The 10,960-nt window shown below is 55.7% G+C and carries 7 protein-coding genes; 4 read left to right on the top strand and 3 right to left on the bottom strand.

Annotated features, from left to right (window positions below; all coding sequences use genetic code 11):
- The first annotated feature begins 453 nt into the window (after positions 1-453).
- The gene (locus tag JUK32_RS00565; RefSeq protein ID WP_309224459.1) at positions 454-774 is read left to right on the top strand and encodes a 30S ribosomal protein PSRP-3; all 321 of its coding nucleotides are present in this window, start codon (positions 454-456) and stop codon (positions 772-774) included.
- A gap of 148 nt (positions 775-922) precedes the next feature.
- On the opposite strand, the gene atpC is transcribed toward JUK32_RS00565, so the two are convergent.
- Both atpC and atpD read right to left on the bottom strand, forming a co-directional pair.
- The gene (gene atpC, locus JUK32_RS00560; RefSeq protein WP_204136921.1) at positions 923-1,330 is read right to left on the bottom strand and encodes an ATP synthase F1 subunit epsilon; all 408 of its coding nucleotides are present in this window, start codon (positions 1,328-1,330) and stop codon (positions 923-925) included.
- Between the two features lie 89 nt (positions 1,331-1,419).
- A complete protein-coding gene (atpD, locus tag JUK32_RS00555; RefSeq protein ID WP_204136920.1) occupies positions 1,420-2,874 on the bottom strand; it encodes a F0F1 ATP synthase subunit beta in 1,455 nt (484 codons plus the stop codon).
- Positions 2,875-3,194: 320 nt separating this feature from the next.
- Between atpD and ppk1 the strand changes: the two genes are divergently transcribed.
- Both ppk1 and JUK32_RS00545 read left to right on the top strand, forming a co-directional pair.
- Positions 3,195-5,333, top strand: a complete 2,139-nt coding sequence (gene ppk1, locus JUK32_RS00550) for a polyphosphate kinase 1 (protein ID WP_204136919.1) — start codon at positions 3,195-3,197, stop codon at positions 5,331-5,333.
- A gap of 254 nt (positions 5,334-5,587) precedes the next feature.
- Complete coding sequence (locus JUK32_RS00545; protein WP_204136918.1) at positions 5,588-7,168, top strand: Na/Pi cotransporter family protein; 1,581 nt, start codon at positions 5,588-5,590, stop codon at positions 7,166-7,168.
- A gap of 75 nt (positions 7,169-7,243) precedes the next feature.
- Here JUK32_RS00545 and JUK32_RS00540 read toward each other — a convergent pair whose 3' ends face one another.
- Positions 7,244-9,841, bottom strand: coding sequence for a M1 family aminopeptidase (locus tag JUK32_RS00540; RefSeq protein ID WP_375541540.1), 2,598 nt, complete (start codon positions 9,839-9,841; stop codon positions 7,244-7,246).
- A gap of 370 nt (positions 9,842-10,211) precedes the next feature.
- Here JUK32_RS00540 and JUK32_RS00535 point away from each other — a divergent pair, with 370 nt between their 5' ends.
- Entirely contained in the window at positions 10,212-10,520 is a 309-nt protein-coding gene (locus JUK32_RS00535) for a 2Fe-2S iron-sulfur cluster-binding protein (RefSeq protein WP_204136916.1), read from the top strand.
- Positions 10,521-10,960: the final 440 nt, after the last annotated feature.

Here is a 10,960-nt window from a genome sequence, read left to right as displayed (position 1 = left end):
TCAACTCTCGATACTGGTAGGTTGAGCGAAGTCGAAACCGGATTGAACGGGTACTTTATTTAGTTGCAGCTCCCTAATCGCATGTCTGAGATTGAATGCTGGCACAGCGTGCATCTACGAGCAACTGGGCTGGGGCAAGAGAAGTGCCAACAGCCGGTCACAGACCTTGGATGGATTTTCCTAATGGTTAGAGGCGATTCAGCAGCTATATGCTTACCCGACTGAGTCGGCTCCGATTAGCTTTCAAACGTCATCGTCTGACATACACAACAGCTGCTTGTTGCTTGCCGTTGGTTGCTGGAGAGCTGTATTACGGTTAGCGGGGCGATCGCCCATCCCCCTTGGTGTACTCAATTATCCAGCAGCCAGTGCCCACGCTCAGGGCGACGACACCTTACAGATTTACCGCTTTAAGATACTATGGAGGACTGTAGTTTTGAAAGGGGGTTTGCGGTGGAGGCTGCATTAGAAACTGAAGCCAGATTTGTGCTCAAAGTACTTTGGTTAGACAAGGACGTGGCACTGGCGGTTGACCAAGTCGTTGGTAAAGGGACTAGTCCGCTGACAGCTTACTTCTTTTGGCCTCGCAATGATGCCTGGGAGCAAATGAAGACTGAGCTTGAAGGCAAGAGCTGGATTTCGGAAGAAGAGCGGGTTGAATTATTGAATACCGCCACTGAAATCATTAACTATTGGCAGGAAGAGGGTAAGGGTAAAGCCATGCGCATTGCCCAAGAGAAGTTTCAGAGCGTTTTGTTTACTGGTAGTTCGTGACGGTTGGCAGGCCTTAAGTCAGCCTAGCAATACCCCAAACGCTTTCGCCGTTCAGGCCAATGTTAAGAGCAACACACAAAAGAGCGACTGTTCTATGAACAGCCGCTCTTTTAGTTATCACAATAAATTTCAGAAGTTTGAAAGACTCCTAGACGGAGCCGCCCGCCGCTTGTAGACGCGCCCGCGCCCGCCGCAACTCTTGCTTAGCCTGCAAAGAGGCACGCCGATCATCCGGTGAGACGCTACTAGCCGTCGTCTGAGCGGCTTCAAAAGCGCTGCGAGCTTCATCCTGGTCGATGCTACTGCCTTGCTCAGCGCCCCGCACCAGAATCGTCACTTCGTCGTTGTCGACTTCCGCAAAACCGCCCATGACGGCGATCGCGACCCATTCTTTCTCGGGTCGAACCCGCATGACACCGACATCCAAAGCCGTCATCAGCGGGGCGTGACCACCCAAAATACCGAGTTGCCCCGTGGTACTCGGCAAAATAATCTCTTCTGCTTCTGCATCCCAGACGGTTTTGTCTGGCGCAATTACCCGCACGGTTAAAGACATGATGGATTAAACCGCTCTTTTAACAAGATAAATCTACAAAGCAGGGGCTAACCGCAAACCAGCAAGTTAAGCCCCTGCCAATCAGCGAATTAAGACTTCGCCTTCATTTCTTCTGCCGCTTTGAGCACCATAGCCATGCTGCCCTTGAGGTAGAAAGCTTGTTCAGGAATGTCATCCAGTTCGCCATTCAAAATCATCTGGAAGCCCTTGATGGTTTCTTCCAAGGTGACGTACTGACCCGCCATACCCGTGAAGATCTCAGCCACGAAGAACGGCTGTGACAAGAACTTCTCGATTTTACGTGCCCGGGCCACTGTCAAGCGATCGTCCTCAGACAATTCGTCCAGACCCAAAATGGCAATGATGTCCTGCAACTCTTTGTAGCGCTGTAGGGTAGATTGCACCGCTCGCGCCGTGTCGTAGTGCTCATCCCCAACGACCGCTGCCTGCAACATAGTCGAGGTCGAGTCCAACGGGTCAACGGCTGGATAAATGCCCTTAGAAGCCAAGGCTCGGGAGAGCACCGTCGTGGCATCCAGGTGAGCAAAGGTCGTTGCCGGAGCTGGGTCAGTCAAGTCATCCGCAGGGACGTATACCGCCTGAATGGAGGTAATAGAGCCTTCCAAGGTGGAGGTGATGCGCTCTTGCAGGTCACCCATGTCGGTACCCAAAGTGGGCTGATAGCCTACCGCAGAAGGCATCCGCCCCAGCAGGGCAGATACTTCAGAACCGGCTTGTACAAATCGGAAGATGTTGTCGATAAACAACAACACGTCTTTTTTGCTCACGTCGCGGAAGTATTCGGCCATCGTCAATGCGGACAGAGCGACGCGCATCCGCGCTCCGGGCGGCTCATTCATCTGACCGTAGACTAATGCCACTTTGGACTTCGACAAGTCTTCGGTGTTGATTACGCCCGATTCCATAAATTCGTTGTAGAGGTCGTTCCCTTCCCGGGTGCGTTCCCCCACACCGCCAAACACAGATACGCCGCCGTGCTCTTTGGCAATGTTGTTAATCAATTCCTGAATTAGTACGGTTTTGCCGACGCCAGCCCCGCCAAACAAACCAGTTTTACCCCCACGGCGATAGGGGGCCAGGAGGTCGATAACTTTAATCCCCGTTTCAAATACCGCTGGCTTGGTTTCTAGCTCGGTAAAGGCCGGAGCAGAGCGGTGAATGGGGGAGGATTCTTCGCTGCTAACAGGCCCTTTTTCGTCAATGGGCTCGCCCAGAACGTTAAAGATGCGGCCCAAGGTAGCGCCGCCAACCGGCACGCTAATGGGAGCTCCCGTATCAATAACTTCCATGCCTCGGACTACGCCGTCGGTGCCGCTCATGGCCACCGCACGCACTTTGGAATCGCCAAGAAGCTGTTGGACTTCGCAGGTAATCGAAACCTCTTGCCCAGCCGGGTTAGTCCCTTGGATGACAAGAGCGTTATAAATTTCAGGTAAGTTTCCGCCTTTAAAGCCGACATCAACGACAGGGCCAACGACCTGTACGATGTAGCCGATATTGGTTTTCTCTGCAGTGGTGACCATGCTTGCGTCTATACTCTGTGATCTGCTGTCTGGCCGCTTTCTAAAGACAACCTTAGGTTTCGCAGCGCCATTTAACACATTATCACTGAACGCACACCTTCCAAGCGATCGCGTTAGCAGTTTTCGACAAATGCGATCGCGTCAGGGGCGATCGCATTTATGAGCCCCATTGACCATGGGGAGCCGGGAGGGGTCTTGACCGCAGTAGCGCTCTCGGTGCAGGCATTGGGGCCTGGAACTGACGACCTTTTCTTAACGAAAGGATTACTTTCCCTGTTTAGTGTTGTAGGGTCAAAACGAAGCATGACCCAAGCAAAATTATGGCCCAAGCCGCAAAACTCGATTCCGCCGTTGATCTGAGCGACCCGCAGTATTATGTCAATCGGGAGCTGAGCTGGCTAGCATTCAACGATCGCGTTTTGCACGAAGCGATTGATCCCCGCACCCCGTTCTTGGAAAGAATCAAATTCATTGCCATCTATAGTTCCAACCTGGACGAATTCTTTATGGTGCGGGTGTCGGGGTTGATGGAACAGGTCAGTGCCGGGGTCAAAACTAAAACGGCCGATGGGTTGGGGCCAGCCGCCGTGATGGATGCCATTCGAGCGCATCTGCGACCGCAACTGCAAAAGCAACATTCGTTTTTTCAGCAGGAGTTGCGGCCGCAGTTGCCAGAGCATCAGATTTACTTGCTGGATTACAACGAGTTTAATCCAGCCCAGCAGGCGTATTTGAAAGACTATTTTGAGCGACAGATTTTCCCGGTGTTGACCCCCCTGAGTGTCGATCCGGCGCATCCGTTTCCGCGCCTGTCGAACTTGAGTTTGAACCTGGCCGTCGCGGTGACGAACCCCGAAACCAAGATTCAGAAGTTTGCCCGGGTCAAGGTGCCGAATAATTTACCGCGCTTCATTGGGTTGCCTTCAGAGCTGGTGGATGAGGAGACAGTGTGGGCGGGCACAACGCTGGAGGAAATCATTGCCCATCATCTGATTTATCTGTTTCCGGGGATGGAAATTTCGGGTCACTACTTGTTTCGCATTACGCGGGACGCTGATTTTCCCGTGCGGGAGGATGAGTCGGATGATTTGCTGGTGGCGATGGAAGAGGAAATCAGCAAGCGGCGACTCGAAGGATTTGTGTGTCGGTTAGAAATTGAATCGGCGATGCCCCTGGAACTGCGGGAAGGACTCACGCAGGAGTTGCAGGTGGCGGATGAAGATATTTACGAGCTGGACGGGGTGCTGGATCTCAAAGACCTCTTCTTTTTCTTGTCGATGCCGTTGCCGCAGTTAAAAGATCAGCCCTGGTCAGCGGTGACGCCGCCGCGCCTCAAAAGTGTAGAACGGGGCGAAGAAAGCTTTTTTAGCGCCATTCGGAAGCGTGACGTGTTAGTCCACCATCCCTATGAGTCGTTTTCGGCCTCGGTGCAAGCCTTTGTGGAGCAAGCCGCCCTCGACCCGCATGTGTTGACGATCAAGATGACGCTGTATCGCACCTCGGGAGATTCGCCGATTGTGCGATCGCTGATTGCCGCAGCGGAAAACGGCAAACAGGTAGTTGCTCTGGTGGAAATCAAGGCCCGTTTTGATGAAAAGAACAACATCATCTGGGCACGTAAGTTAGAGGATGCCGGGGTGCATGTGGTGTATGGCGTAGTGGGCCTGAAGACCCACACCAAAACGACCCTGGTGGTGCGGCAAGAGGGCGATCGCATTCGCCGCTACGTCCACATTGGCACGGGCAACTACAACCCCAAGACCTCGAAGCTGTACACCGATTTGGGCCTATTCAGTGCCCGAGATGATCTCGGCGCTGACCTGACCGATTTGTTCAACTTTTTGACGGGCTATTCTCGCCAGACCAACTATCGCCGGATGTTGGTAGCGCCTTTGACTTTGCGCCCCGGCATGTTGAAGCTAATCGAGCGAGAAGTGGCCCATGTCAAAGCGGGGCGACCGGGACGCATCATTGCCAAAATGAACTCGCTCGTGGACACAGAAATGATCCAAGCCCTGTACCGGGCGTCGCAAGCGGGGGTGGAAATTGACCTGATTATCCGTGGCATCTGTTGTCTGCGCCCTGGGATCCCGGGGGTGAGCGATCGCATCCGCGTGACCAGCATTATTGGGCGTTTCTTGGAACATGCCCGCATCTTTTATTTTACGAACGATGGAGCTGAAGAAATTTACATCGGCAGCGCCGACTGGATGCCGCGCAACCTGGATCGGCGCGTCGAGGCGGTGACGCCGGTGCTAGATGCTGACGCCATCCAAGACTTGAAGGATATTTTGGATATCATGCTGGCGGATAATCGCTATGCCTGGGACTTGGGGGAAGACGGGCGCTTTGTCCAACGCCAACCGGGAGCGGATGAAGCGGTCATTAGTACCCACGATGAGCTGATGGCGCGAACGCTAAAACGCGATCGCGGTGGCACCATCGATAGCATTGCGTAGTGCTGGCTGGCTGGGTAATGGTTAGGGGACATGCGCGTAATAAAAGTCCCGGTACTCACTTGAATTGGTTCCACCTACCTACCACCTCACCGACCCACCATTCCCGGAATCTCATTGTTCCACCGACCCCTCGGTGAACGTTGACACGGCTGTCCCAAGTTATCGGCTTCGTCACAATTGCGCTCGACCGCCAGGCTTTTTGCTATGACTAGCAGTACCCTGTTGCCACGGAGTCAGTCGCCATTAATGTCTCGATGACGATCGCAGAAGCCCTGGGCGGCCTCGGTCTCTTCCTGTTGGGCATGATCGTGATGACCGACGGCCTGCGATCGCTGGCGGGCAATGCCATGCGATCAGCACTGATGCGGTTCACCAAAACGCCGTTATCAGGAGCGCTAACCGGGGCCATTACCACCGCCCTCTTACAATCTTCCAGTGCGACCACTGTCGCCACCGTTGGGTTTGTCAGTGCTGGTTTACTGAGCTTCGACAATGCGCTGGGCATTATTTTTGGGGCCAACCTGGGAACGACGGTGACAGGCTGGCTAGTGGCGATTTTGGGCTTCAAGCTCCAGCTCGATACGGCGGTGCTCCCCCTGATTTTCATCGGCGCGAGTCTAAAGCTGTTCGCGGGGGAAAAGTACGCCAAAGTCGGCCTGGCGATCGCCGGATTTGGCCTCATCTTCGTCGGCATCAGTACGCTGCAAGCTGCAATGGCGGCGGTGCAGGGCGTGATCACGCCGGATCGCCTGCCGGGCGACTCGTGGCTGGGGCGGTTGCAGCTAGTGAGTTTGGGCATTGTCGCCACCATCATCACCCAATCGTCGAGTGCCGGGGTGGCGACCACCCTGGCGGCGCTCTATGCCGGAGCGATTAACTTTGCCCAAGCGGCGGCATTGGTCATCGGCATGGATGTGGGCACCACGGTCACCGCGATGGTCGCCACCCTGGGCGGCTCGGTGGATGCGAGGCGGACGGGGCTCTCCCACGTCATGTATAACGTGATTACAGCGGCGATCGCCCTGAGTCTTATCACGCCCTATGTCTCGCTGTGGGACGCGATCGCGCCGGGGCAGTTGACCCAAAATGCCGAAATCGGCCTGGTGGCGTTCCATACCAGCTTTAACCTGGTCGGCGTCACCCTGCTGCTGCCCTTTAGCCGTCCTTTTGCTCGCCTGATTACGCGCCTCCTGCCCGGTCAGGGGCCAACCTTTACCGACGGCTTGAGCGATGAGTTACTCGACCAGCCCGACCTCGCCCTCCGGGCAGCGCAAATCTCCATCCAGTCCGAATTCATTGCTCTGTTGCAGCATATCCACCACATCCTGGGGCACTCCGGCGGCCAGCTCGCCGAACTCATGGCTCTGCAAATTGCCCTTGATGGGACCCATACCTACCTCGACCACATCCAACTCCGTGGCACCCACCCCAGCCAACTGGAACGCCTGATTGCCATGATGCACGCCTTCGACCATTTGCAACGCATTCATGAGCGCTGCGAAGAAGACGAAGACCGAGCCTACACCGTCCAGCGTACGGACGATTTAGCCACCGAATATCATTTGCTGGTGGTGAGTGTGGCAGCGGCGATCGCCGCCCTGCAAATCAGTGACTGGGCCAAAGCTAATCAGATCGCCGCCGCCAGCGCCCAACACATCCACCAACAGGTGCGCCCCTATCGCGACCAGACCATCACCCAGATCGCCCAAGGCGACATCGATGTGGTGAGCGGCACCGCCCGGCTGGAGGCGATTCGCTGGCTGCGGCGGGTCAGTAAACACATGGCGCGAATCACGGCCCATATGCAGCAGGCAACCTTAGCCATCGGCAAGTGAGCGGAGCGGGAGATCGCTCCCAGCCCTTACTAGATGCTGCCATGGATGAAGAACAGGACAATCGCCTCATACTCGCTAGGCTTTTCCCTTCGCCTCCAACTCTTCCAGGCGACTCTTGAGGTCTTGGTTCGACTTTTTCAGTTCCTCTAGATCCTCCTGGAGTTTTGCGATCGCCTGATCCTTCTTGACCTTCTTTTGCACTTTTTTGAGGGTTTCTTCCGCCCGGCGGCGGACACGACCATCGTCGATGTGGTCGGCGATGCCTTGCAGCACCGTCACGGCACCCACATCTTCCATCATGCCGAGGCTGGCAATCACCGTCATTTGCGTGGTGAATTGGAGTCCCCGCGCGATCGCTTCCAGCTGTTCGAGAATGCGCTCGACGTTGGGCTTGGTTTGGCCGGTGGAAACCTTACCCAGCGCGCGAATTGCGCCCAGCCGCAGCATCGACGACACAGCCGGTTCGGTATATTGCAGAATCACTTCCAAGGCAGCTTCTGAGGTGTTGAACTGGCTGACGCCGCTGAGTGCCCCCGATCGCACCACTTCATTCCACCCGGCCCGCTCTTGTAGCACCGTTTGCAATACGCCTAGCGTCTGCGCTGCATCGGGAATGCCGGAGAGTTTCGACGCACCGACCTCCCCCAAGGCACTGACGGCGGCGGCTTCCACGTAGTAGCTAGGGTCGCCCGCTTGCACAAGTTCCAGCAATGCCTGGTAGCTCTCGGCGGTTTTGACACTGCCCAGGGCCGTCACGACGGCCCGCCGCACTTTGGGATGTGCGTCTTGTAAGCCCTGTAACAGAGCGGCGATCGCCTGGTCGAGCTTGAGATCGGCCAATTGCTTCGCCGCTTCGGCCCGCACGCCCCACAGGGAATCACTGGTAAGGGCGTCGGCCAGGGCGTTGACCGCTTCGAGGCCGCCTTTTTGAGCGATCGCCTCCAGCGCATACACCCGCGCAATCGGGTCGGGATCGGACTTGAGTTGGGCCTTGAGTTCCGGCAGGGGATACTCCAACTTCACCGTCTTGGTGTAATGGTTGCCCACATCAAAGCTAATGAAATCGGGCTTCTGCGGTAGCGGGAAGTACAGTGCTTGCTCCTGCTCGTGAATGCGCACTGTCATCGGCTGCACACTGACCGCGCCATTCTCCACATAGCCGATGCCAATGGGAATCTGCAGGTCGAACAGGCCGCTTTGGCTGCTCTTGTCGCCCGCTTTGGCCTGGGTTTGGGTGACGGTAATTTTTGCCAGATTGCTGTCGGCGTCCCACTTGTACGCCACTTTGAAATCGGGGTGACCGCCGCGATAGACATACTGATCGAACAGGAAGCGGAGGTTGCGCCCGGTGGTTTCTTCGATGGTGCGGATCAGATCCAGGGTCTCGACGGTTTTGTGGGCATATTTGTTCACGAACCCGTGAATCGCCTGCCAGAACAGCTCGTCCCCCAACTCCGTGCGAATCATGTGGTAGACGCACGCGCCCTTTTCGTAAATGTGGCGATCGTAGAGTTCAATCGGTTCCCGATAGACATGGGTGACCATGGGGCGGCGGTAGCGGCTCTTGTCTTCCGACAGGTAGCTGCGCATTTCACCGAGGCGGTAGTAGGCGGCTTCATCTGCACCGTACTGGTCGTCTGTCCACAGCACTTCAGAATAGGTCGCCATGCCTTCTTTGACCCAGGCGTGAGACCAGTGGTTGATCACCAGCAGATCGCCAAACCACTGGTGCGCCAGTTCGTGGGCGACCAACATTTCCGAATTAGTGTTGTCCAGGGCAGCGCGTTCATCAATCAGACAGCGATCGGTCAGCAGGGTGCAAGAGGTGTTCTCCATGCCGCCAAAGGTAAAGTCTTTGATGCAGACCTGGGCGTACTTTGGGAAGGCGTAGCGGTAGCCAAAGCGATCGCTAAAAAAGGCGATCATCTGCGGTGTTTTGCCCATGGTGCGTTGAGCGTCGTCCTTGCGACCCTTTTGCGCGTAGTAGGTGACGGGGATGCCGTCCCACTCGTCGCAGATTTCGTCAAAGTCACCCACCGCCAGGGTCATCAGGTATGAAGGATGCACTTCTTTTTGCACCCAATGGAAAATTTTGGCGTCGCCTTCTTCTTTGGTTTCCACCAGTTCGCCGTTGGAGATGGCCTGGTAGGGTTTGGGCACCCGCACGCGGATTTCGCTGGTGGCGAGCTGGCCGGGATAGTCGAAGCAAGGGAACCAGTAGCGGGAGTCTTCGTCTTCGCCCTGGGTCCAGACCTGGATGGGCTTGTCGGGCTGGTGCTCGGTCGGCGCGACAAAGTAGAGTCCCCGCTGGGGATTTTCACTACGATAAGCGATCTCTACCTCGATCGCCTGCCCCACTGTGGTGGGCTGGCTCAGGTGCATGTAAAGCTGTTCGCCATCGTGGTCAAAGCTTTGGGCCAGGTTGCCCACCATCACTGACTCAATTTGCAAGTTAACGGCATCCAACCTCAGGCGATCAAGGCCGCTGCGCACCGGGGTGAGGCGAATGGTGCAGGTGCCGGTGTACCGCTGATTGGGAATGTCCAGATCCAGATCCAGGGCGATGTGGTTGACCTGTCCGGGGCGATCGGGGGTGTAGTGCGGGCGTGCCCCCGGCAATTCAAACGACTTGTGCTTCGGCGGTTCAGGGGTATCAAAGCCGGCGTAATTCAACATGGTGTCCTCGTCGCGTTGCGGCAAATCGTTTCAATGGATCGCTTGACAGGTGGCGATCGCAGCTCTTTAACAGGTTAACGCTTCTGATTTAGGATGCCGATCAACTAACGTCAACTCATGCCAAGCTGAGGGGCCAGTGCTTTAGCGGGCACACAATAACGCTGTTTTCTGGTGCGATCGGGGGCGGCCACTCCGGTGTTGGATCGCTTGGGGCAACAGCGTTCTGTCGAGCTTGAACCTAGTGCCTGGCGACTGCCGACTATATCGACAGAGGGAAGCCGCGTTAATGGCTTTTCCGCCCTATTGGTAGAGGGCGAGACCGCTGTAGTTTGCTTCAATGCACAAGAAGCTATCGCAAAATATTCCTATGGCAACTACTTACCAAGTTCACTTAATTAATGAAGCTGAAGAACTCGATACCGTTATTGAAGTACCTGAAGGCGAGAGCATTCTTGACGTGGCAGAGATGGAATACGGCATTGACCTACCCTATTCTTGCCGCTCAGGGGCGTGCAGCACTTGCGCCGGCCAGGTGGTCGAAGGCGAAAGTTTGGATCAAGCAGGACAAATGCAGCTGGATGAAGCGCAAATTGAGGCCGGATATGTGCTGACCTGCATTGGCAAACCGACCTCAGACTGCACCATCAAAACTCACCAAGAAGAAGCGGTGCTGTAGCGATCTCACGCTGTCCATATCTGTGCCAAGGCTTTGCCTTGGTACCTGTGTCAGAAACTTTGCATTCTGCAGAAGAGGCGGACGACAGAATGATTTGGCAAGAAGCTGATAAGGGCGATCGCCATCATGTTGCTTCCTCCCGCCAAGGTATCGCTGTTGATTTAGCAGATGCCTGTTTCTGGCCAATGGCAACTGTCCTCCTCGGTCAGCGTGGAGATGGGTCGGCAAGCGTGGGGATGGAGAGGCGATCATCCTGCCCCTGTTCGGGTTAATCGACTGGCTGCCACTGAAGTATGCCCCCGCAGATCACATCCATCCATGACATTGGTGTTATTGGTGGGTTAACGCCATTAGGGACTTGCGCGCAAAAAAGATTCCCATGAACCGAGTTTCGACTCCGCTCAACTCTCGATACTGGTAGGTTGAGCGAAGTCGAAACC

Origin of the sequence: Halomicronema sp. CCY15110 (genome assembly GCF_016888165.1) — a bacterium.
Taxonomy (GTDB): Bacteria; Cyanobacteriota; Cyanobacteriia; order Phormidesmidales; family Phormidesmidaceae; genus Halomicronema.
This window is presented reverse-complemented; position numbering and strand designations above follow the sequence as displayed.

Coding starts and splice junctions, on each gene's coding strand:
- atpC (WP_204136921.1), bottom strand. CDS start 1,330: ATGTCTTTAACCGTGCGGGTAATTGCGCCAGACAAAACCGTCTGGGAT.
- atpD (WP_204136920.1), bottom strand. CDS start 2,874: ATGGTCACCACTGCAGAGAAAACCAATATCGGCTACATCGTACAGGTC.
- ppk1 (WP_204136919.1), top strand. CDS start 3,195: ATGGCCCAAGCCGCAAAACTCGATTCCGCCGTTGATCTGAGCGACCCG.
- JUK32_RS00545 (WP_204136918.1), top strand. CDS start 5,588: ATGACGATCGCAGAAGCCCTGGGCGGCCTCGGTCTCTTCCTGTTGGGC.
- JUK32_RS00535 (WP_204136916.1), top strand. CDS start 10,212: ATGGCAACTACTTACCAAGTTCACTTAATTAATGAAGCTGAAGAACTC.